General features: G+C 73.5%; 16 protein-coding genes. All 16 read right to left on the bottom strand.

Annotated elements, in window-relative coordinates:
- Nucleotides 1–66: 66 nt before the first annotated feature.
- The 16 genes from ABZZ17_RS31610 to ABZZ17_RS31535 all read right to left on the bottom strand — a co-directional run bounded on the left by ABZZ17_RS31610 (nucleotide 67) and on the right by ABZZ17_RS31535 (nucleotide 21,073).
- Complete coding sequence (locus ABZZ17_RS31610; RefSeq protein ID WP_356881172.1) at nucleotides 67–1,413, bottom strand: NAD(P)-binding domain-containing protein; 1,347 nt, start codon at nucleotides 1,411–1,413, stop codon at nucleotides 67–69.
- 199 nt (nucleotides 1,414–1,612) lie between these two features.
- Nucleotides 1,613–2,650 (bottom strand): aldo/keto reductase, encoded by a 1,038-nt coding sequence (locus ABZZ17_RS31605; protein ID WP_356881170.1) that lies wholly within the window; start codon nucleotides 2,648–2,650, stop codon nucleotides 1,613–1,615.
- The gene (locus ABZZ17_RS31600) at nucleotides 2,647–6,522 is read right to left on the bottom strand and encodes an ABC transporter ATP-binding protein (RefSeq protein ID WP_356881168.1); all 3,876 of its coding nucleotides are present in this window, start codon (nucleotides 6,520–6,522) and stop codon (nucleotides 2,647–2,649) included. The genes ABZZ17_RS31605 and ABZZ17_RS31600 overlap by 4 nt, the downstream gene beginning before the upstream one ends.
- Nucleotides 6,519–7,889 (bottom strand): LLM class flavin-dependent oxidoreductase, encoded by a 1,371-nt coding sequence (locus tag ABZZ17_RS31595; RefSeq protein ID WP_356881166.1) that lies wholly within the window; start codon nucleotides 7,887–7,889, stop codon nucleotides 6,519–6,521. The genes ABZZ17_RS31600 and ABZZ17_RS31595 overlap by 4 nt, the downstream gene beginning before the upstream one ends.
- Entirely contained in the window at nucleotides 7,873–8,685 is an 813-nt protein-coding gene (locus ABZZ17_RS31590) for an ABC transporter ATP-binding protein (RefSeq protein ID WP_356881164.1), read from the bottom strand. The genes ABZZ17_RS31595 and ABZZ17_RS31590 overlap by 17 nt, the downstream gene beginning before the upstream one ends.
- The gene (locus ABZZ17_RS31585) at nucleotides 8,661–9,596 is read right to left on the bottom strand and encodes an ABC transporter permease (RefSeq protein WP_356881162.1); all 936 of its coding nucleotides are present in this window, start codon (nucleotides 9,594–9,596) and stop codon (nucleotides 8,661–8,663) included. The genes ABZZ17_RS31590 and ABZZ17_RS31585 overlap by 25 nt, the downstream gene beginning before the upstream one ends.
- Entirely contained in the window at nucleotides 9,593–10,657 is a 1,065-nt protein-coding gene (locus tag ABZZ17_RS31580; RefSeq protein ID WP_356881160.1) for an ABC transporter substrate-binding protein, read from the bottom strand. Before ABZZ17_RS31580 ends, ABZZ17_RS31585 begins: the two co-directional genes overlap by 4 nt.
- A gap of 45 nt (nucleotides 10,658–10,702) precedes the next feature.
- Nucleotides 10,703–11,212 (bottom strand): flavin reductase family protein, encoded by a 510-nt coding sequence (locus ABZZ17_RS31575; RefSeq protein WP_356881158.1) that lies wholly within the window; start codon nucleotides 11,210–11,212, stop codon nucleotides 10,703–10,705.
- Nucleotides 11,213–11,649: 437 nt separating this feature from the next.
- Nucleotides 11,650–12,903 carry an ROK family transcriptional regulator gene (locus ABZZ17_RS31570; protein ID WP_356881156.1) on the bottom strand — a complete coding sequence of 418 codons (1,254 nt, stop codon included), beginning with the start codon at nucleotides 12,901–12,903 and terminating at the stop codon, nucleotides 11,650–11,652.
- Nucleotides 12,904–13,348: 445 nt separating this feature from the next.
- Nucleotides 13,349–15,163, bottom strand: coding sequence for an ABC transporter ATP-binding protein (locus ABZZ17_RS31565; RefSeq protein ID WP_356881154.1), 1,815 nt, complete (start codon nucleotides 15,161–15,163; stop codon nucleotides 13,349–13,351).
- Nucleotides 15,164–15,316: 153 nt separating this feature from the next.
- Nucleotides 15,317–16,072: an aspartate/glutamate racemase family protein gene (locus ABZZ17_RS31560; RefSeq protein ID WP_356881152.1), complete on the bottom strand. Its 756-nt coding sequence runs from the start codon at nucleotides 16,070–16,072 to the stop codon at nucleotides 15,317–15,319.
- Nucleotides 16,073–16,139: 67 nt separating this feature from the next.
- A complete protein-coding gene (allB, locus tag ABZZ17_RS31555) occupies nucleotides 16,140–17,477 on the bottom strand; it encodes an allantoinase AllB (RefSeq protein WP_356881150.1) in 1,338 nt (445 codons plus the stop codon).
- A 23-nt stretch (nucleotides 17,478–17,500) separates the two neighbouring features.
- Nucleotides 17,501–18,865 carry an MFS transporter gene (locus tag ABZZ17_RS31550; RefSeq protein ID WP_356881148.1) on the bottom strand — a complete coding sequence of 455 codons (1,365 nt, stop codon included), beginning with the start codon at nucleotides 18,863–18,865 and terminating at the stop codon, nucleotides 17,501–17,503.
- A 36-nt stretch (nucleotides 18,866–18,901) separates the two neighbouring features.
- Nucleotides 18,902–19,504 carry a TIGR00730 family Rossman fold protein gene (locus tag ABZZ17_RS31545; protein WP_356881146.1) on the bottom strand — a complete coding sequence of 201 codons (603 nt, stop codon included), beginning with the start codon at nucleotides 19,502–19,504 and terminating at the stop codon, nucleotides 18,902–18,904.
- Between the two features lie 13 nt (nucleotides 19,505–19,517).
- Nucleotides 19,518–20,558 carry a pyridoxal-phosphate dependent enzyme gene (locus ABZZ17_RS31540; protein WP_356881144.1) on the bottom strand — a complete coding sequence of 347 codons (1,041 nt, stop codon included), beginning with the start codon at nucleotides 20,556–20,558 and terminating at the stop codon, nucleotides 19,518–19,520.
- On the bottom strand, nucleotides 20,555–21,073 hold the full coding sequence (locus ABZZ17_RS31535; RefSeq protein WP_356881142.1) for a GNAT family N-acetyltransferase: 519 nt from the start codon (nucleotides 21,071–21,073) through the stop codon (nucleotides 20,555–20,557). The genes ABZZ17_RS31540 and ABZZ17_RS31535 overlap by 4 nt, the downstream gene beginning before the upstream one ends.
- Nucleotides 21,074–21,084: the final 11 nt, after the last annotated feature.

Here is a 21,084-nt window from a genome sequence, read left to right as displayed (position 1 = left end):
CGCTTCACGGCGGCCGATGGAGCCGCCCGGTGGCCAACCCTCCGGGCCGCTCAACCGCCGTGCGGCCTACGCCCCGTCCAGCTCCCGCAGCTCACTCAGGTAGGGGCCGACGTCGACCTGGATGCAGGCCCCCTCGGTCATCCCGTAGCGCGCCTCGATCCCGCTCAGGTACGTGTCCACCTCCTCCCGCATGGCCTCCGGGGTGGGCAGGGTCACCTCCCCGGCGACGATCCGGGCCACCCACCGCGACTGGGCCTCGACGAGCCGCGTGACGGAGCCGTGGGGGCGGATCAGGCCGACGAAGTACAGGCCGGCCCGGTCGGGTGCGACGACCCGCTCGTACAGCTCGACGGGACCCTGCCGCGGGCCCGCGGGACATCCGGCGGGCAGGAAAGGGAAGGCCATGCGGAAGCCCGTGCAGTAGACGATCGCGTCCGCCTCCTCGGTGGTTCCGTCGGTGAAGGACACCTTGCCGCCGTCGAGGGAGGCGATCGCGGGCCTCGGGACCACCCCTCCGTGCCGAATCCGGCTGAGGATCTCGTCGGAGATGGTCACCGCCGAGGAGAAGACCGGGTGGTCGGGCTCCGGCAGTCCGTAGTCCGACAGCTTCCCGCGCGCCACGAGCAGTGACTGCTCGACGAAGCGGCGCTGCTCCGGGAAGGACATCTCGCTCCACCACGGGGCGTCGGCGATGAGGTCCACGGAGGTGCCGAAGAGCTGCTTGGGCACGATGTGCAGTCCCCGGCGGACGGACAGCAGGGTCCGTGCGGCGTGCCGGGACAGGTCCGCGGCGATGTCGACGGCCGACGCCCCCAGTCCGACGACGACGACCCGCTGCCCCGCGAAGTCGCCGCCGTCCCGGTAGTCCATGGAATGGAGGATCCTGCCGGTGAAGGATCCGGCGCCCGGCGGCAGGGGGTCCGGCAGCGACGGCTCGGTGTTGTGGCCCGAGGCCACGACCACGTGCCCGAAGCGCCGCTCCGTGACCCCTCCCCCGGCGTCCCGGCTGGTGACGGTCCAGACGTTGTCGTCTTTGTCGTCTCCTTGGTGTACGGAGAGCACCTCGGTGCGCAGCTCGATGCGGGGCGGCAGCCCGGCCCATTCGGCGAAGGACCGCAGGTAGGCGGCGACATCGCTGTGCCGGGGGTACAGGGGCAGTTCGGGCGGCATCGGGAAGCCGGAGTACCCGGTGAGCTGTTTGGCGGTGTTCAGGTGCAGCGACTCGTATCCGGGGCCCGGCTCGCCGGCTCCCGGCCGGCGCCATATCCCCCCGACGTCGGGTGCCTTCTCCAGGCAGACGAAGTCGATTCCCGCGGCCGAGAGCGCGTGTGCGGCCGCCAGACCCGACAGACCCGCACCGATGACGCACACGGTCGCGGCGGTGGGAGCACCGCCCGTACCTGACCTGTTCAAGGACCCCTCCACAGAACACCATCCGTCTTCGTACCGGGCGTCGGCTTCCCTGCCGGTCCTCGCCGGACTCGGGCACGCGGGGACACGGCGGCGCGGGGACCGCCGCGACGGGTCGTCGTGGCGGTCCCCGCGCGGGAGCCCGGACGGATCACGATAGCGAGCGGTCCGGAGGTCGGTATTCCGAGGTGTGGCAGTACGGTCAGCCGCGGGGGCGGCGGCGCGCCCGCGGGTCGGACAGCGCCGGCGGCAGGTAACCGCCGTCCCGGGCGGACAGGTTGGTGCCCGGCGGGACGATCTTGTCGATGCGGTCGAGCACGTCGTCGCTCAGCCGCACCCGGTCGGCGCCCAGTTGGCTCTCCAGCTGCTCGAAGGTGCGCGGCCCGATGATGGCCGAGGTGACGGCGGGGTGTTCCAGCACGAAGGCCAGGGCGAGTTGGACCAGGGTCAGTCCGGCTTCTTCCGCGAGCTGGGCCAGGGCTTCGGCGGCATCGAGTTTGGCGGCGTTCCCGGGGTCCGCGATGTCGAAGCGCTCGGCCTGCCGGTCGCTCCTGCTGGACGTGGGCTGTGCGGCGCCCTTGCGGTAGCGGCCGGACAGCCAGCCGCCGGCGAGGGGGCTCCAGCTGAGCACGCCGAGCCCGTACCGCTGGGCGACGGGAAGGACCTCGCGTTCGATGCCGCGCGCGAGCAGCGAGTACGGGGGCTGCTCGGTCACCACGCGTTCGCGGCCGCGGCGTTCGGAGATCCACTGGCCCTCGACGATCGCGGACGGTTCGAAGGTGGAGGTGCCGATGTAGCGGATCTTGCCCTGGTGGACGAGGTCGCTGAGGGCGCCGAGCGTCTCGTCGAAGTCGGTCTCCGGCTCGGGCCGGTGCACCTGGTAGAGGTCGATCCAGTCGGTGCCGAGGCGGCGGAGGCTGTTCTCGACCTCGCGGATGATCCAACGGCGGCTGTTGCCGCGTTCGTTGGGGTCCTCGCCGAGGCTGCCGTGGAACTTCGTGGCCAGCACCACCCGGTCGCGGCGGCCTCCGGCGAGCGCCTTTCCGACGATGGTCTCCGACTCCCCCGCCGAGTACACGTCGGCGGTGTCGACGAAGTTGATGCCGGAGTCGAGGGCCCGGTGGATGATGCGGACGCTGTCGGCGTGGTCGGTGTTGCCGCGGGCCCCGAACATCATGGTGCCCAGACAGAGCGGGCTCACCTTGACGCCGGTGCGTCCGAGCAGGCGGTGGTCGGTCATCGTGCACTCCCGTTGACGAGTTGATCGGTGAGGGTGCCGGCCCGGAGGGAACCGGTGTCGGTTCCGCCCTGCCGGTAGGCGTCCCACAGGCGCCGGTACGGCCCCTGTGCGGCGAGCAGTTCGGTGTGGGTGCCCGTTTCGACGACGGTCCCGGCGTCGAGGACCACGACCCGGTCGGCGCGGGCGGCCGTGGTGAGGCGGTGGGCGACGACGACGGTGGTGCGCCGCCGGGTGAGGGCCGCGACGGCGGCGGTGACCCGCCGTTCCGTGGCGAGGTCGAGCGAGGCGGTCGCCTCGTCGAGCAACAGGACGTCGGGGTCGACGAGTTCGGCCCGGGCAAGGGCCAGCAGCTGGCGTTGGCCGGCGGACAGGCCCCGGCCGCGTTCCCCGATCCGGGTGAGGTAGCCGTGGGCGAGTCCGGCCACCGTCTCGTGGGCGCCGACGGCCCGGGCGGCCGCTTCCACCTCCGCGTCGGTGGCGTCCGGGCGTCCGTAGGCGATGGCGTCGCGGACGGTGTGGCCGAACAGGTGCGGCTCCTGCGGGACGATGCCCAGCCGGCGCCGGTAGCCGGTCAGGTCGAGGTCGCGCAGGTCGTGGCCGTCGACGCGGACGGCTCCGGTGGCCGGGTCGTAGAACCGGGCGAGGAGTTTGACCACGGTGGACTTGCCCGCGCCGGTGGTGCCGACGAGGGCGACGGTCTCGCCGGCGGCGATGCGCAGCCGGATGCCGTGCAGCACGTCCCGGCCGGCCCCGCCCGCGTAGTGGAACGACACGTCGTCGAACTCGATCTCCCCGCGCAGGGCCCCCACGGGTCTCGGCTCGCCGGCCGGCGGGGTGCCGGCGGGGGTGCGCATCAGGGTGCGCAGTCGGTTCATGCCGACGACCGCCTGCTGGTACCCGTCGAAGACCGGGGAGAGCTGCTGGATCGGCGCGAAGAACAGTTCGACGCAGATCAGGAACGCGATCAGGGTGCCTGCCGTCAGTCCGCCGGAGGCCACCTGACCGGCTCCGACGGCGAGGACGGCGGCCGTGGAGAGGGTGCCGAGGAACTCGACGAAGGGGAAGAAGGTGCCCATGTACCGCTGCGCGCGCAGCCGGGACTCGCCGAACGCCCAGGCGAGGGCCGCGAAGTCCTCGGCGTTGCGCTCCTCGCGGCGGAACGCCTGGGTGACCCGGAGGGCTCCGACGTTCTCCTGGAGGCAGGCGTTGACCGCGCTGATCAGCTCGCGGGCCTCCAGGTAGGCGGGGACCGAGTAGTGCCGGAACAGGGCGGTCGCCGCGATCAGCGGGGGCAGGGCGGCCAGCAGGACCAGCGCCAGCTGTGCGTCGATGACCAGCAGGGACACCAGGACTCCTAGGACCGTCAGCAGGCTGACGACGGCCGTGATGAGGCCGGTCTGGAGGAAGTTCGACACGGCGTCCACGTCGGTGGTCATCCGGGTCATGATCCGGCCCGCGAGTTCCCGTTCGTAGAAGTCGAGGCCGAGCCGCTGTAGCTGGGCGTACGTCTTGACCCGGAGGGTGTAGAGGAGCCGCTCGCCGGTGCGCCCGGTGGTGCGGACCTGGGCGATGCCGAGGAGCCAGTTCACGGCGACGACCGCGGCCGCCGCGGCGGCGGCCGCGAACAGGACCCCCCGCGCCTGGCCGGTGACCCCGCTGTCGACTCCGTGCCGGACGAGTACGGGTACGGCGATCTGCGCGAGCGCGTCGGCGGCCACCAGCAGGAGTCCGCCGAGCAGCGGGATCCGGAAGGGCCGCAGCAGGGAGCCGAGGCGGAAGGCGGGGTCGCCGGCAACGGCCTGGGCGAGCGGGACGGCGGGCTCGGCGGCGGGCAGCGGGATCCGGGCGAGGGCGGCCAGCAGTTCGGGGGCGGGCGGGGCGGAGCCGAGCACCCCGCTGCCGGGCCCGCCCCGGCCGGGGCCGGAGGCGGCGGCTTGGGCGAGGGCGTTCGCGGCGCGGGCGGCGGTGGCCTCGTGGCGGCCGGGGCCTTCCCCGTCGGGCCGTCGCCACAGCTCCTCGGTGACGCCGCCGGCCGGAACGCCGGGGGTGCGTGCGGCGGCGGGGCCCGCGACCGCTTCGGGGTCGCCCAGGGTGGACAGCAGGGACCGGAACAGGGCAGAGCGGGCGCGCAGTTCGCCGGGGGTGCCGATGTCGGCGATCCGGCCGCCGTCCATCAGGGCGACGCGGTCGGCGAGCTCCAGGGTCGACTCCCGGTGGGCGACGATGAGGGTGGTGCGGCGGTGGCCGGCCTCCCCCAGGCCGGCGTGGATCTCCGCTTCGACGCGGGCGTCGAGGGCGGAGGTGGCGTCGTCCAGGACGAGTACGGCGGGGTCGGTGAGCAGGGCCCGGGCGAGCGCCACCCGCTGGCGCTGGCCGCCGGAGAGGGTGAGCCCCTGTTCGCCGACGACCGTGTCGTATCCGTCGGGGAGCCGGTCGATGAACTCGTCCGCCCGGGCGAGCCGGGCCGCCTCGCGGACCTGGGCGTCGGTCGCGTCGGGGATCCCGTACGCGATGTTGGCGCGGACGGTGTCCGCCAGGAGCAGGCTCTCCTCGAAGACGAAGCCGATGCGGGACCGCAGGGAGTCCAGGGTCAGGGTCCGGACGTCGTGGCCGCCGACGGACACGGTGCCCGACCGGGTGTCGTAGAACCGGGGCAGGAGCGCGGCGACGGTCGACTTGCCGCAGCCGGCGGGGCCGACGAGGGCGAGCGTCTCCCCCGGCCGCACGTCCAGGGTGAACCCGGCGAGCAGGGGCGCGGCCTCGCCGTAGCCGAAGGTCACCTCGTGCCAGGACAGGGCCGGGGCGGCCGGGCCGAGGCGGCGGGCGCCGGGCGCGTCGGCGATCACGGGTGTCTCGTCGATGACCTCCAGGACGCGTTCGGCGCCCGCCCGGGCCTGCTGCCAGACGGTGAGGAGGGTCGCGACCTGGCGTACCGGGGTGACGAGGGCGCCGAGGTAGGCGGTGAAGGCGAGGAACGTGCCCAGGGACAGGCGGCCGTCCATGGCGAGCCAGCCGCCGAGGGCGAGTACGGCCACCTGCCCGAGGGCCGGTACGGCTTGCAGGGCAGGGTTGTAGCGGCTGGTGAAGGCGACCACGCGGAGCCGGGAGGCGAAGAGCGCGCGGACGCGTGCCTCCAGCCCGCGCAGTTCGCGGCGCTCCTGGCCGAAGCCCTTCACCACGCGGACGCCGGTGACGGTGGCCTCGACGGCGGAGGCCACCTCGGCCGCTTCCTGCTGGGCGTGCCAGTTGGCGGGGAAGAGGGTGCGCCGGCTGTGCAGGGCGATCATCCACAGGGCGGGTCCGACGACGAGGGCGATGACCGTGAGGAGCGGTGAGAGCCATGCCATGAAGACGAGGGACACGCAGAACATCAGCGCGTTGCCCGTCAGGTTGGGCAGGAACTGGAGCAGGGTCTGGATGAGGGTGATGTCGGAGATGGACCTGCTGACGACCTCTCCGGTGCGCAGGCTGTCCTGCTGGGGTCCGCCGTAGCGCAGGAGGGCGGCGAAGGCGTCGTTGCGCAGGTCGTACTGGACGCCGAGGGAGAGCCGGCCCGAGCGGTGGCGGCGGACGAAGGAGGCTCCGAAGCGGACCGCTCCGACGGCGGCCAGGAGCAGGATCCACGGGGTGAGGGCGGCGCCGTCCGCGGCGGCGACGTCGTCGACGACGTGGCGCAGGACCAGGGGCAGGGTGGCGGTGGCGACCGCGGCCACGGCGGCGGCGCCGAAGGCGAGGACCAGATCGGTGCGGTGGCGCAGGCAGTAGCCGGCGAGCCGGCGTGCCCAGCCGTCGGCCGGCGGCCGGGCGGCGGGGCCGGCCCCCGCGTCGTGCGCGGGGGCCGGCTCCTTCGTGGCGGTGGGACAGCCCGTCACCGTGCCTCCACCAGGCCGGCGCGGGGGGCGGGGCCGTCGAAGGGGCGGCCGGCGGGGCGCGGGAGGCCGTAGTGCTCGCGCAGGGTGGTGCCGGTGTACTCGGTGCGGAACAGGCCGCGTTCCTGGAGGATCGGGACCACCTGGTCCACGAAGCGCTCCAGTCCCGAGGGCAGTACCGCGGGCATGATGTTGAAGCCGTCGGCGGCCCCGCTGTCGTACCAGTGCTCGATGGTGTCGGCGACCTGGGAGGCGGTGCCGGCGAAGGTGCGGTGGCCGCGGCCTCCCCCGAGCCGGCCGATCAGCTGCCGTACCGTCAGCCGTTCGCGGCGGGCCAGTTCGACGACGAGGGTGTAGCGGCTCTTGGCGCCTTCGATCTCGTCCTCGGTGGGGATGTCGTCGGGGAGTTCGGAGTCGAGGTCCAGGGCGTCGGGGGCGATGCCGAGCCGCTGGGCGAGCTGCCGCTTCGCGTATTCGGGGACGATGAGCCGGTCCAGTTCGGCGTCGAGTTCCCGGGCCTCGGCCTCGGTGTCGCCGATGACGGGGACGATCCCGGGCAGGATCTTGATGCCGTCCGGGTCGCGGCCGAGGGCGAGGGCGCGCCGTTTGACGTCCTTGTAGAAGGCGGTCCCCTCGTCGAGGGTCTGCTGCGCCGTGAACACCGCTTCGGCGTAGCGGGCCGCGAAGTCCTTGCCGTCCTCGCTGGACCCCGCCTGGACGAGGAGCGGGTGCCCCTGCGGGGAGCGTTCCACGTTGAGGGGGCCGTCGACGCGGAAGAACTCGCCGTGGTGGCCGACGGGCCGGACCCGGTCGGCGAGGGTGTGGACGCCGGCCTCCTTGTCCGCCACGACGGCGTCGTCGGCCCAGCTGTCCCACAGCTTCGTCGCGACGTCGACGAACTCGGCGGCGCGCCGGTAGCGGTCGTGGTGCAGGGGGGTGTCGTCGAGGCCGAAGTTGCGTGCGGCCTCGGCGCCGGCGGTGGTGACGATGTTCCATCCGGCGCGGCCGTTCGAGACGTGGTCGAGGGACGCGAACCGGCGGGCGAGGTTGAAGGGTTCGTTGTAGCTGGTGGAGGCGGTGGCGATGAGTCCGATGCGGCTGGTGACCGCGGCGAGCGCGGTCAGCAGGACGGTCGGCTCCAGTTTGCTGGAGGGCCGTCGGCCGGGGTCGCCCTGGAGTACTGGGCTGTCGGCGAGGAACACCGAGTCGAGCAGGCCCCGTTCGGCGATGCGGGCGAGGTTCTGGTAGTGCGCGATGCCGGTGCCGCCGTCGGCGGGGCTTTCGGGGAGCCGCCAGGAAGCCTCGTGGTGGCCGACCGACATCAGGAAGGCGTTGAGGTGGAGGCGCTTGCGCTCAGGCGTTCGTGACATCGGGGTCGTCCTTCTGGTGGTGGTCGGCGGGGGCGGGGTGCTCGGACACGCCGAGGGCGGCGAGCAGGGTGTCCCGGTACTCCTGGAAGCGCGGGTGGCGGCGGCTCCGGGGGGTGGGCAGGTCGACGGCGAGGTCGACCGAAATGCGGCCCTGGTCGAGGACCAGCACGCGGTCGGCCAGTTCGACGGCCTCGTCCACGTCGTGGGTGACGAGGAGGACCGCGGGGCGGTGGCGTTCGTAGAGTTCGCGCAGGAGTCCGTGCATGCGGATGCGGGTGAGGGCGTCGAGGGCGCCGAACGGCTCGTCGGCGAGGAGCAGTTCGGGATCGCTGACCAGGGCGCGGGCCAGGGCCGCGCGCTGCTGCTCGCCGCCGGACAGTTCGTGGGACCAGGCGCGCTCGCGGCCTTCCAGCCCGACTTCGGAGAGGGCGCGTACGCCGCGTTCGCGGACGCCGGGTCCGCGCAGTCCGAGGGTGACGTTGTCGAGGACGCGCAGCCAGGGCAGCAGGCGGGAGTCCTGGAAGGAGAGGGAGACCCGCTCGGGTACGGTCAGCTCGCCCGAGCCCTCGACGTCGTGGTCGAGGCCGGCGACGGCGCGCAGCAGGGTGGATTTGCCGGAGCCGCTGCGGCCCAGGAGGGCGGTGAACTCGCCGGCCCCGAGGGTGAGGTCGAGTTCCTTGAGGATGGTCCGGTCACCGAAGCGGCGGACCAGGCGGCTGGTGCGCACGGCGGCCGGGGTGCGCGTCCCCGCCGGTGCGGTCGGGGTGTCGGTCAGCCCGCCAGGGTACGTCGCCATGACAGGGCCCTCCTTTCGATCGCGCGGACCAGTGCGTCGGAGGAGAAGCCGAAGATCCCGTAGGCGACCAGGCCGACGATGATCACGTCGGACTGGGCGTACTGCTGGGCCTGGAACATCATGTAGCCGATTCCGCTGGTGGCGTTGATCTGTTCGACGACGATCAGCCCCAGCCAGGCCGAGGTCACGCCGAGGCGCAGCCCGACGAAGAATCCGGGCAGGGAGCCGGGCAGGACCACCTTGCGCAGGAAGCGCCACCGGCTCAGGCCGAGCACCTCGGCGAGTTCGACGTGGCGGCTGTCGATGCTGGTCAGCGACGCGTACGTGTTGATGTACATGTTCACCGCGACGCCGAGGGCGATGACCGTGACCTTCATCTGCTCGCCGATGCCGAGCCAGAGGATGAGCAGCGGCAGCATGGCGAGCGACGGGATGGCGCGTTTGATCTGGAGCGGCCCGTCGACGAGGTACTCGCCGGTGCGGCTGAGTCCGGCGAGGACGGCGGCCGCGACCCCGGTGACGACGCCGAACAGCAGTCCGAGGCCGGCCCGTTGGAGGGAGACGAGTACGTTGCCCTGGAGCCTGCCGTCCGCCACGAGTTCACCGGCGGTGGCGATCACGGCGTCGGGTCCGGACAGGATCCGCGGGTCGAGGAAGCCCCCGGCGGACGCCGCCCACCAGACGGCGACGAGCAGGGCGGGCCCCAGGAGCCGGCCGAAGGGGACGCCGCGGCCGGGTCCCAGACGGCGGGCCTTGCGGGCCGTGGGCCGCCGTCCGGCGGCGGGGCCGGGTGGCCGCGCCGAGCCGGCGGGTTTCGCGGGGCCGCCGGGCCGTGTTCCGGCGGGACGGTCCGCCGTCACGGTGTCCGCCTCCGGCGCCCGTACGCGCGGGCCCGTCAGTGCCTCGGTCATGCGCCCTCCCGGTATCCGGCCGGCACGGCGGCGGCCGTGAGGCCCTCGAAGCGCCGGTCGAACAGCGCCGCGACATCGAGTTTCGGTACGAAGCCGCCTTCGGCCATCAGGTCCGCGGTCTCCTGCTCCCAGGCGATGGCCTTGTCCCAGCTCGCCGGGAACCGCGGCTTCGCGAGGGAGTCGACGATGCGGCGGCCGTCGGCGGCGCTGACGCCCTGGTCCTTGACGTAGTAGGCGTCGATCCACTGGTCGGCGTTCTCCCACGCCCAGACCACGCCCTGCGCCCAGAGCGTGACGTAGCTCCGTACGGCGGCCGCCTTCGCGGGGTCGTTCAGGACCTCCACGGGCGCCCACAGGACGGTGAGGAGGTCCACGACCTCGGTGGGCACGCCGCGGGCGCCGTCCTTGCCGTACTGCGTCAGGTATTTGGTCAGGGTCGGCTCGCCGAGCGGGGCGACGTCGACCTGCTTCGACTGGAGCGCGGTGAGGAACTGCGTGCTCGGCAGTGCCACGAGTTCGACGTCGGAGTTGGCGAGGCCGGCCTTCTTCAGGGCGCGCAGGACGACCACGCCCTGGGCCTGGCCCTGGGAGAACGCGATCCGCTTTCCCTTGAAGTCCTCGGCGGTCCTGATGGCCGAGCCGGGCGCCGTGGCGAACACGTAGGTGGGATGGTGGCGTTCCTGTACGGCCACGATCCGGGCCTTCACGCCGATGGCTTCGGCCTGGATCGGCGGAATTCCCGCATTGCTCGCGATGTCGATGGAGCGTGCGCGGAATCCCTGGATGATGTCGGGTCCCGCGTTGAGGTTGATCCAGGAGGAGACCTTGAAGGGGAGGTTCTTGTCGAGTCCCGACGTGGCCAGCTGGATCTGCGAGGTCCGTACCGCCACGGCCAGCGAGGTTCCGGCGGGCGGTGGTCCGGTGGGCAGTGCGCCCACCGGACCGGAACGGGCGGCGCCGGTGGTCTGGGGGGCGCATCCGGCGGCGGCCAGAAGCGCGCCGCCGGCGAGGGAGAGGAATCCTCTGCGACCCATGCGGGGAGAGGGGGAGCGGGAGGGCATGGACGTTCCTGTTCTCATGACGGGGGTTTCGCCGGTCGCCGCGGTTCAGAGGGAACGGTAGGAACCGTTGTGGAAGAGCAGGGGCCGGCCGTCGTCGGACTGCCAGGCCTCCAGGACGCGGGCCACCACGATGTGCGCGTCGCCCGCGGGGACGAGCTGTTCGACGGCGAGCCGCAGCCGGCCCGTGACCCCGTCGAGCGCGGGCTCGCCCTGCGGCAGCCGGTGCCATCGGGTCGGGGCGGCGAACCGGTCGATGCCGCTGGTGGCGAACCGCCTGGCCAGGTCCTCCTGCGCGGAGCCGAGGAAGTTGACGACCACCGTCCCGGCCCGCTCCAGGTGGGGCCACGAGGAGGAGCCGTTCGCGATGCCGAAGGAGACGAGGGGCGGGTCGAGCGACACCGAGGACAGCGAGGTGGCGGTGAAACCGACCGGACCCGCGCCGGAGTCGGCCGTGACGACCACGACGCCGCCCGGGTAGGCGCGGAAGATCTGCTTGAAACGGTCCGGTTCGACGAGGCTCGCCGCCGCCGGATGCGCGGACAAGGAAATGGACACGGTTCCCCCAGGGTGAATGGTGCCGTGCGCCGCGGAAATGCGGCGGCGGAAAGGCGGATCACGGCCGAATGGGCATGGCAGAACACGGAACGGCGCGCCGGGGCGCCGCTCGCGCTCGAAAGGGCCATGTGGAAACACGGGCGAAGAAAAGGGTGGCGCGTCAGGCCCGCACCGGACGTGCGGGTCCGCACCGGAAACGCAGGAGCCCTACCGGAAACGCAGGTGCCCTACCGGAAGTGCCGCGGCTCGCCCGTCAACAACAACAGGAGCGGGCGGCACCGGAGACGGCCGGCCGGAACGGACGGCAGTGTCGCGCGATCCGGTGCGCGTACCGTCGATTCCTCCGCGGGCTGCTCATGGATCCATCCTCCCTTTCCGGCTCCGGACCGGTCAACAATGCAACTTTCTGAATTAAGTCGGTTTTCGGAGGGAGCGGGTCAGGACACGGCGGGCAGCGCGGGCCACGGGCCCAGCGGGTCGTCGTACAGGGCGCCCAGGGCGACGGCCCCGCCCGCGGTGGCGAGTACGGACCCGGTGAAGCTGCTCGGTACGACGGACCGGTCGGCGTCGTCGCACACCTGGGACCGCGCCCGTACCTCCGCCCGCAACTCGTCCATGCACGACGGCAGTCGGCCCGTGCCGGGTTCGACCACGACCAGCACCTCGGGGTCGAACATGTCCAGCAGTACGGCGGCGGCCCGGCCCGTGAGTCTGGCCCGCTGGCGGAACAGTCCGGCCGCCGTCGGGTCTCCCCCGACGGCCAGGTCCAGCAGTTCGGCGAACGCCGCGACGGGCAGGCCCCGTTCGGCGGCCCGGCGCACCATCGCCGGTTCCGACACCTCGGACTGGAGGCAGCCGGCCGTACCGCAGGCGCAGGAGGCGCCGGCGGAGCCCGCGCCCACCGGGAGGTGCGCCACGTTGCCCGCGCCGAAGCGCGGCCCCTGGTGCACGGCGCCCCCGGTGACGAACGCCGCGTCGACGACGTTGCCGACGAACAGCACGACGGCGCTGGCGCGCGTGGCGGCCTCCCCGAAGAGCTGCTCGGCCCGCGCGAGGGCCCGCGCATGACTGTCGAGGTGTACGGGGACGCCGGTGGCCCGGGCGAGTTCGTCCCGTACGGGGACGTCCCGCCAGCCGAGTTGGGGGTGGTGGACGACGGCACCGGCCTCGGGGTCGACCCAGTGCCCGGTGGCGACGCCGAGGGCGAGGGCGGTGCGTCCCGCCCCGTGGGCGGCCAGCAGCCGGGGCAGTCCGTCGGCCACCCGGGCGAGGATCCGTCCGGGTGCGGTGCCGTCGTGCGGGCGGCGTTCCTCGGCGACGATCCGCCCGCTCAGGTCCATCAGCGACAGCGTCGTGTGGGGGACGGCGATGTGGGCCCCGGCGACGAGGAAGCGGCTGGTGTCGATCTCCACGGGGATGTGCGGGCGGCCCAGCCCGCGGGGGCCGGCCGTCTCGGGGCCCTCCCTGACCAGGCCCCGCTCCAGGAGGGCCGCGCAGTGGCCGCTGACCGAAGCGGGCGAGAGGCCGGTGAGCCGTGCGATGGTGCTGCGCGCGACGGGCCCGTGGTCGAGGACGGCGCCCAGCACCGCTCCGGTACCGGACGCCCTGCGCAGCGGGTTCGCGGCGGCCGGCGGGATGTCGGAGCGGCGCAGCGGGGCACGGTGGCCGGCGGCGGTCTTCGGTGTGTGCACGGGGGGCCTTCCAGGTCCTGGGCGGTGGCGCGGCACACCCGGGCCTCCCGGGGGACGGCACGGGGGCGGCCAGGCCGGGCGGGGGCGTGCGCGGGGAGCTCCGCGGGAGGGAGCGCTGTTCACCAGGGCACGGGGACACTGCGGGAGTTGGGGCACCGGGTCCGCCACCGGGCGGGACGGGGGCCGGCGGTTCCGCGCGGTCGCCGTACGGTCAGGACCACCGACACGCCGCGGAGCAGACACGCTTCAGGTCGACGTGACCTCGTGTCGTCAGCAGCGCGGATCGGTACATGGCGCGCAACATAGCCGGGGCGGCGCGAGCCGGTCAAACGGCCGCCCGCCCCGTGGACAACACCGGGTTACGGGAGGGGACTCCTCGTCCCGTCCGCCCCCGTGCCCGGGCCGTGCGCCCCGTCGTGATCGCCACGGGGTGCACGGCCCGAGTTCAGTGCAGGTCGGACGGGGCGGGGGTGTCGTCGAGGAAGCCGCCCGACTGGTGCTGCCACAGTTTCGCGTAGGCGCCGTCGGTGGCGAGCAGTTCCTGGTGGGTTCCCTGCTCGACGATGCGGCCGTGGTCGAGGACGACGAGCCGGTCCATGTGCGCGACCGTGCTGAGCCGGTGCGCCACCACGAGTGCGGTCCGGCCCTCCATCAGGCGCCACAGCGCCTCCTGGACGAGGATCTCGCTCTCGGAGTCCAGGGCGCTGGTGGCCTCGTCGAGCAGCAGGATCGGAGCGTCGCGCAGGATCGCGCGGGCGAGGGCGACGCGCTGGCGCTGGCCGCCGGAGAGTTTGACACCGCGCTCGCCGACCATGGTGTCGAGGCCGTCCGGCAGAGCGTCCGCGAACTCGGTGACGTGGGCCGCCCCGGCAGCGCGGCGGATCTCGGCGTCGGTGGCGTCCGGCCGGGCGAACGCGATGTTCTCCCGGAGCGTGCGGTGGAACATCGCCGGGTCCTGCGGCACGTAGGCCATCAGGGCGCGCAGGTCGCGCTGGCGGAGCCTGCTGATGTCCCGGCCGCCGATCAGGATCCGGCCGTCGTCGATGTCGGTCATCCGCAGCAGGAGCCGGGTGAGGGTGGTCTTGCCGCCGCCGGACCGGCCCACGAGGCCGATCTTCGCCCCGCCGGCCACGTCCAGGTCGAGTCCTTCGAAGAGGGGTTCGGCGCCGGCGTGGGCGAAGGTCACCCGCTCGAAGCGGATGTCGGCGGCCCGGGTCGGCGGCGGCTCCGGCGTCTCGGGGTCGACGACCGTGGGTGGCTTCAGCAGCAGTTCGGTGAACTGCGCGGCCTCCGTCATCGAGCTTTCCAGGCGGCGGTAGATCTGGTTGAACTCGAACATGATCCGGGTCGCGTTGGAGTAGTACGTGAAGGCGACCACGACCGCCTCGACGCCGTTGCCGCCGCCGGCGATCGCGACGGCGAGCAGCAGGCCGAGCGCGTTGGTCAGTACGGACATCGGCGCGACGACGGTGTCGATGCGCAGGTTGCCGTAGTCCCACGACCGCAGGGTGAGCCCGCGCGACTCGGCGACGCGGGACCGGTGCTCGGCGGCCTCGCGTTCCTCGGCGGCGAACGCGCGGACCGTGTCCATGTTCATGAGGCTGTCGGAGACGTGTCCCGACACCCGGGCGATGGCGGCCTCGCGCCGGTCGACGAGTTCCTGGCGGCGGCGGATGAGGGGCAGCACGCACACCGCCGTCACCACGATCATCGCCAGGAGCGCCACGACGAGCAGCGGTTCGTAGTGCCAGAGGACCACCGATCCGAACAGCAGCGGCACGAACCGGCCCACGACGGAGAAGGTGAGCGTGTCGACGAGCTCCTCGAAGCGGGACGCGAAGCTGAGGACCCGTTTGGTCAGGGAGCCGGCGAAGTTGTCGTGGAAGAACGCGGCGTCCTTCGCGAACAGTTCGTCCATGCCGATCACGTACAGGTTCTCGATGCCGCGGGCGTCGAGCCGGTTCAGGCAGTGCAGGCCGACGCGCCACAGCGCTTCCGAGAACAGCAGGACGCCGGCGAATCCGAGGACGTACGGGAGCATCTCGCCGAAGCCGGGAGCGGCGCCTTCGGCGATGCGGCCGACGAGCTTCGCGACGACGAGCGGGGCGATGTAGCTGATGCCGATGTTGCCGACGGCCGGCAGCAGCATGGCGGGCACGGTCAGCCGGCGCAGCTTCGCCAACTCCCGTCCGTAGTAGCGGACTGCGAGGAGAACCGCGCCCTTGCCTGGCGGAACCCCTCGTGATGCGGACGATCCCATGGGCAACCCTGTGAGGTCGGCGGCGAACGGGGAAACCGCAGTGTCCCGCGTGCGCGCCCGCGCCGTCCAAGCGTTTTCCGTGTGGGCTAACCCGTCGCACACCCGCCCGAACCGGGTGTCCGCCCGGTGTCGGCGGGGGTGGCAGCAGGGGTGTCAGCAGGGGTGGCGGATCCCGAGGAACTGCACCAGGTCCGACAGGGGCCAGCCCTTGACCGCCGTTTCGCCGGGCGCCGCGTAGGTGCAGATCCTGCTGGTGCTCAGGCCCATGCGGACGACGGCTTCGGCCAGGGCGACGCCGGCCGCGATCCCGTCCACGACGGGCACGCCGAGCTCCGCGGCGATCTCGTCGGCGAGGCCGGTCATACCGGAGCAGCCCAGGCAGACGACCTCGGCCCGGTCCTGGGCGACGGCGGCCCGCGCCTGGGCCAGGATCTCCCGGCGGGCGCGTACGGGGTCCCGGTCGACCTCGACGGTGTCGAGGCCCGCCGCGCGGACGGAGGCGCACCGCGCCGCCAGCCCGGCCACCGCGAGGCGGTCCTCGATCGCGGCGGTCGACCGGCTCAGGGTGGTCACCACCGAGTAGCGGCGGCCGATGAGCTGGGCGACGTGGGCGGCGCATTCCGCGATGTCGAACACGGGGGCGTGGGCGATCTCCTGGACGCCTTCCCGGCCCGGTTCGCCGAAGCCGGCCGTCACGACGGCGTCGTAGGGATCGGGGTACGTCGAGACGAGGTCCATCACGGCCACGGCCGACAGGAGTCCGGCGAAGGTGCTGTCGATGCCCTCGGCGCCGTACTTCGCGTGGAGGGTGACGATCTCGGTGCCGGGTGAGGCCTGGTGGCGGGCGGCCCGGTCGATGGCCTCGGTCATGGACTTCGACGTGTTGGGGTTGACCACGAGGATCTTCAACGTCGTTCTCCTTGTGTCGTGCGCTGCCCGGTCGGCAGCCGGTCCGGGTTCCCCCGGGGTGGGAGTTTCAGCGGGTCAGGAGGGTGCCGCGGGGGCGTGCGGGGTCGACGGGCCGGCCGCGCAGCCAGGTCTGGCGGACGACCCCGTACAGGGTCCTGCCCGCGTAGGGCGTCAGGGGCCGCAGGTGTGCGAGGCGGGCCGGGTCGACGGTGAACGTCTCGTCCGGGGCCAGTACGCAGAAGTCGGCGTCGCGGCCGGGCGCGATCAGCCCCTTGGCCGTGAGGCCGGCGAGCTCCGCGGGCCGGGTCGACATCCAGAGCGCGACCTCGGACAGCGGGACGTGCCGTCGGCGTGCCTCCGTCCAGACGGCCGGCAGGCTGACCTGGAGGGAGCCGATGCCCGCCGGAGCACGGGCGAAGTCGCCGCCCGCGGCGCGCTTGCCGGGCCCGGCGGTCGGCGAGTGGTCCGAGACGACCATGTCCAGCGCTCCCCCGCGCAGGTGCTCCCACAGGCGGGTGCGGTGCTCGGGTTCGCGGATCGGCGGGCACACCTTGAACGCGGTGGCCCCGTCGGGGACGTCGCCGGAGCCGAAGGCGAGGTAGTGGGGGCAGGTCTCCGCGGAGAGCGCGGTGCCCTCGCCGCGGGCGCGCGCCCGGGCGATCATCTCGGCCGAGTCGGCGTTCGACACGTGGACGACGTGGAGGCGGCCGCGGCGGTGGCGGGCGGCGACGTCGAGGAGGCGCCGCACGGCCCGGGTTTCCGTCTCGGGCGGGTACCGGGACAGGAAGTCCCGGTACCGCGTGACGCGGCGGCTGGGCGGGGGCGGTGCGGGGGTGTCCTCGGCGTGGACGAGCAGCACCCCCTCGAAGCCGTGGAGGACGTCCAGTGCGGCGTCGACCTGCCCGGGGGTGACGGGCGGGAACGCGTCGAGGCCGGTGTTCGCCAGGAAGCACTTGAAGCCGAGGGCGCCGGCGTCGTGCAGGTCGCGCAACAGGTGCGGGTTGTGGGGCGTGAGCCCGGCCCAGAAGCCGACGTCTACGTGGCAACGGCCTTGCGCCGCGCGCCGTTTGGCCTCCAGGGCCGGCACGGAGACCGTCACCGGGAGGCTGTCCAGCGGCATGTCGACGAGGGTGGTGATGCCGCCCGCGGCGGCGGCGCGGGTACCGGACGCGAAGGTCTCCCACGCGGTGTTCCCCGGGTCCTGGAGGTGCACGTGGGTGTCCACCAGGCCCGGCAGCACCACGACGTCGTCCCCGAGGCGGGTCTCGGCCGCGCCGGCCGGGGCGCGCACCCGGACGTCCTCCACGAACGCGATCCGGCCGGAGGCGATGCCGAGCGCCGCGGGCCGTTCCCCGTCCGGGGTGATGACGCGCGGCGCGCGCAGGACCGTGTCGACGGCCGCCATGGCGGGCCTGCCTTTCGAAGGTGTCAGGCGGGTGGGGTGGGGGCGGGTGGGGTGGGGGCGGGAACCTTGCGGACGAGGCCGCGCAGGCTCGCGCTGCACAGGGCCCCCGCGACGGAGGCGACGACGAGGGCGGCCCCGCCGATCAGGGTGGCCCGTACGCCGAGCCGGCCGGAGAGGGGTCCGGCCAGGACCTGTCCGAGGGGGATCGCCACGTAGGAGCCCAGGGTGTCGTAGGCGTAGATGCGGGCCAGCCGGTCGGCGGGGACCCGGTCCTGGAGCGAGACGTCCCAGGCGATGCCGAACTGTTCGATCGCCACCCCGGACAGGAACATGGCGACGACCAGCGGCAGCGGGCTCGGCCAGAACGCGAGCACGGCGAGGGGCACCGCTTCGAGCGCTGACAGCGCCACGCCGTTGCGCAGGGCGTGGACGGGCCGCCACCAGGTCACCAGCAGGGCTCCGCACAGCATGCCGACCGTCTGCGCGGCGAGCGCGAACCCCCAGGTGGCACGGCCGAACGAGGCGTCGGCCACGACGGGACCGAGGACCTGTAGCCCTCCGGAGCCCGCCGCGTTGATCAGCGCGAAGGCGACGGTGACCACCCACACCCACGGTCTGAGGACGAACTCCTGCCAGCCCTCGCGGAGTTCGGCGATCGGACGCGTACGGCCCGGCGCCGGCCGGGAGCCGACGGCCGTCACCTCGCCGGCGCCGAGGAAGCAGACGGCCATGACCAGGCAGACGGCCGCGTCCACGGCGATCCCGGCCGAGGCGGAGAAGACCGCCACGAGCAGCCCGGCGGCCGAGGCCCCGACGAACATGGCGGCGTTGGCGCCCATCCGGGCGGCCGCGTTGGCCTGCGGGATCAGCTCCGGGGGGACGGTCTGCGGGGTGAGCGCCGAGAGGGCGGGGAGCGAGACGCCCGCGAGGGCGCCGCCCAGCAGGCTGAGCCACAGGAGCAGCTGCACCGAGGCGAGCCCGGTGTACACGCTGCCGGCGGTCACGGCCATGACGAGCGCGGACGCCGCTCCCGAGCCCTGGACCACCCGGACGCGGGGCCACCGGTCGGCCGCGACGCCGCCGAAGAGGACGAACGCCACCAGGGCGAGCGAGCGGGCACCGATGACGAGTCCCAGGTCGAGCGTGGAGCCGCCGATGTCGAGGACGGCGAACGCCAGTACGACCGGGGCCATCGTCTTGTCGAAGGCGCTCGCGCAGCGGGCGACGGCCAGGCGTCTGAAGCGCCGGTGGCGCAGCGGGGCGTACAGGGTGGGTGTGCTGGTACCCCGGGGGGTTTCCTCGGCGGAAGGAAGTATCTGTTCGCCCTCTCTGCGGGAGTCGGTACTGCGGCAGTTGGTGCTGCGGGAGTTGGTGCTGCGCGGGTTCACCGGCGCGGATGTACGCCGCCGGCTGTCAGCAGGGTTTCAGGAAACGGGCGTGGACGCACCGAGGCAGGGGTCCGGCACGGCCGGCCAGCCCAGTCGGTCGAGTGCCTCCTCGGGGCCGGCGGCCACGCCGAGCAGGGACCGCTCCTCGTGGGACACGAAGCCCTGGGCCACCATGTGGTCGAGGAGGTCGATCAAGGGGTCGTAGAAGCCGTCGCAGTTGACGAGGACCACCGGCTTGCTGTGGAAGCCGAGTTGGTTCCAGGTGGCCACTTCGATCGCCTCGTCCAGGGTCCCGAATCCTCCGGGGAGGACCGCGAAGCCGTCGGACAGCCGGTACATCAGTGCTTTCCTCTCGTGCATGGTCCGTGCCACGTAGACCTCACCCTTCGTCAGATCGGGTCGCTCTCGCTCGTACAGGTCGTGCGGGATGACCCCGGTGACGCGGGCCCCGCCGTCCAGTGCGGCGGCGGCGAGGGCGCCCATGACGCCGATTCCGCCGGCCCCGTAGACGAGTCCCGCGCCCCGCCGGGCCAGTTCCCCGCCGAGCGAGCGCGCGCTGCGCACGTACTCGGGTCTGGCGCCCGCGCGCGAACCGCAGAAGACCCCGATGTTCCTGATGACCGATCCGCCTGTGGACATCCCTTACCCCTTGTCACGTGCCTCGGTGGGAACGGTGGACTTCACCGGACAGCAGCAGCGACGCGATCAGGGCGGATTCGACGTTCCCGCCGCTGAGGAGCACGCCCACGTCCGTCATGCCCGCCGCCCGGCCTTCCCCTCCGGCCGCGAAGCGCAGCGCGCCGGCGAGGGCCGTCGCCGCGGCCGGTTCCACGACGAGCCGCAGGCGTTCCAGGGCCAGGCGCATCGTGTCGGCGATCGCGTCCTCCTCGACCTCCACCACGGCGGTCACCCTCCGCCGGACCAGCGCGAAGGGCAGCCGCCCGATGCGGTCCGGGCGGAGGCCGTCGGCGATGGTCGGCCGCGGTGTGACGGTGACCGGTGCGCCCGCGCGGAGGGCCGCGCCGAGCGCGGGGACCGCCGCCGGCTCCGCGGCGACCACGGCGATGCCGGTGCCCTCGGCGGCCAGGCAGGCCCCCGCCAGGGCGCTGCCGCCGCCGACCGGGACGACCACGGCGTCCAGGCGGCCCCCGGCGGCGGTGACCTGGGCGAGCAGTTCCGCCGTGGCGGTCGCCTGCCCCGCGACCACGTCCGGGTCCTCGTACGGGTCCACCGTGCGGTACCCGTACCGCTCGCCCAGTTCCGCGACGACGGCGGCGCGTTCGGCGGGCGCGGTGCCGGCGAGGACCACCCGGGCTCCGGTCGCGCGGATGCCGCGCACCTTGGACGGCGCCGCGTCGGCGGGGAGTACGAGGACCGCCGGAAGGCCGTGGGCCCGCGCCGCGTACGCCACCGCGATGCCGTGGTTGCCGGTGCTGGGCGCGATCACCCCGGGGCATCCCGTGGCGGCCATCCGGCCGACGGCGTGCAGCGCCCCGCGGATCTTGAACGAGCCGCCGCGTTGCAGGTTCTCCGCCTTCAGCCACAGCCGTACGCAGGCCGGCCGGTCCGGGAAGTCGGCGCGGATCACCGGCGTGCGGACCACGTGGGGGGCCAGGCGGCTCGCCGCGCGCCGCACGTCACGGCGGCCCATCGGCGCCGCGAGCGCGCCGCCGCGCAGCGTGGTCCCGGTCACCGGAGTCCTCCGCCGGCGGTCGGGTCCGCGCCCGCGAGGCCGAGGCAGAGGTCGAGTTCGTCGTGGAGGGAGATGCCGTCCTCCCCCACCTCGGGGATCTGCGGTTTCACCGCACGGGCCGCGTCGACGGCGCCGCGCCGTACCGCCTCGATGCGGAAGCCGCGCCGCTGGAGCAGCTTCAGCCCGGTGAGCTGGTCGTTGGTGACGGTGACCCGCACGCGCCGGACGCCGGCCGGCCGTGCCCGGTCCAGGTAGGCGTCGAGGAGCGTGCCGCCGGTCCCCTGCCGGCGCGTCAGCGCGTCGAGGGTCAGCAGTTCCGCCTCGCCGTCCGCCCCGTCCGTCCAGGTCAGCAGTCCCAGGAGGCCGCCGTCGCGGGTCGTCGCCAGCAGCCCGGGGAGACCGTCGAGGTCGAAGCGGGTGTGGTGCTTGACGATGTACGGGGCTCCCCAGCGGTCGGTGAGGAGCGGGAGGAGCCGCGCCCAGTCGGATGCGTCGATCCGCCTGATGAGGGTCACGGGAATCGACC

This window comes from Streptomyces sp. NPDC006512, assembly GCF_040611935.1.
GTDB lineage: Bacteria > Actinomycetota > Actinomycetes > Streptomycetales > Streptomycetaceae > Streptomyces.
Note: the sequence above shows the minus strand (reverse complement) of the source record. Positions and strands in the feature narration are given on the sequence as shown.

What these genes read in the sequence shown, in the direction of transcription:
- ABZZ17_RS31595 (WP_356881166.1), bottom strand. Translation starts at nt 7,889, where the DNA reads ATGTCACGAACGCCTGAGCGCAAGCGCCTCCACCTCAACGCCTTCCTG.
- ABZZ17_RS31545 (WP_356881146.1), bottom strand. Translation starts at nt 19,504, where the DNA reads ATGTCCACAGGCGGATCGGTCATCAGGAACATCGGGGTCTTCTGCGGT.
- ABZZ17_RS31580 (WP_356881160.1), bottom strand. Translation starts at nt 10,657, where the DNA reads ATGCCCTCCCGCTCCCCCTCTCCCCGCATGGGTCGCAGAGGATTCCTC.
- ABZZ17_RS31585 (WP_356881162.1), bottom strand. Translation starts at nt 9,596, where the DNA reads ATGACCGAGGCACTGACGGGCCCGCGCGTACGGGCGCCGGAGGCGGAC.
- ABZZ17_RS31565 (WP_356881154.1), bottom strand. Translation starts at nt 15,163, where the DNA reads ATGGGATCGTCCGCATCACGAGGGGTTCCGCCAGGCAAGGGCGCGGTT.
- ABZZ17_RS31590 (WP_356881164.1), bottom strand. Translation starts at nt 8,685, where the DNA reads ATGGCGACGTACCCTGGCGGGCTGACCGACACCCCGACCGCACCGGCG.
- allB (WP_356881150.1), bottom strand. Translation starts at nt 17,477, where the DNA reads ATGGCGGCCGTCGACACGGTCCTGCGCGCGCCGCGCGTCATCACCCCG.
- ABZZ17_RS31605 (WP_356881170.1), bottom strand. Translation starts at nt 2,650, where the DNA reads ATGACCGACCACCGCCTGCTCGGACGCACCGGCGTCAAGGTGAGCCCG.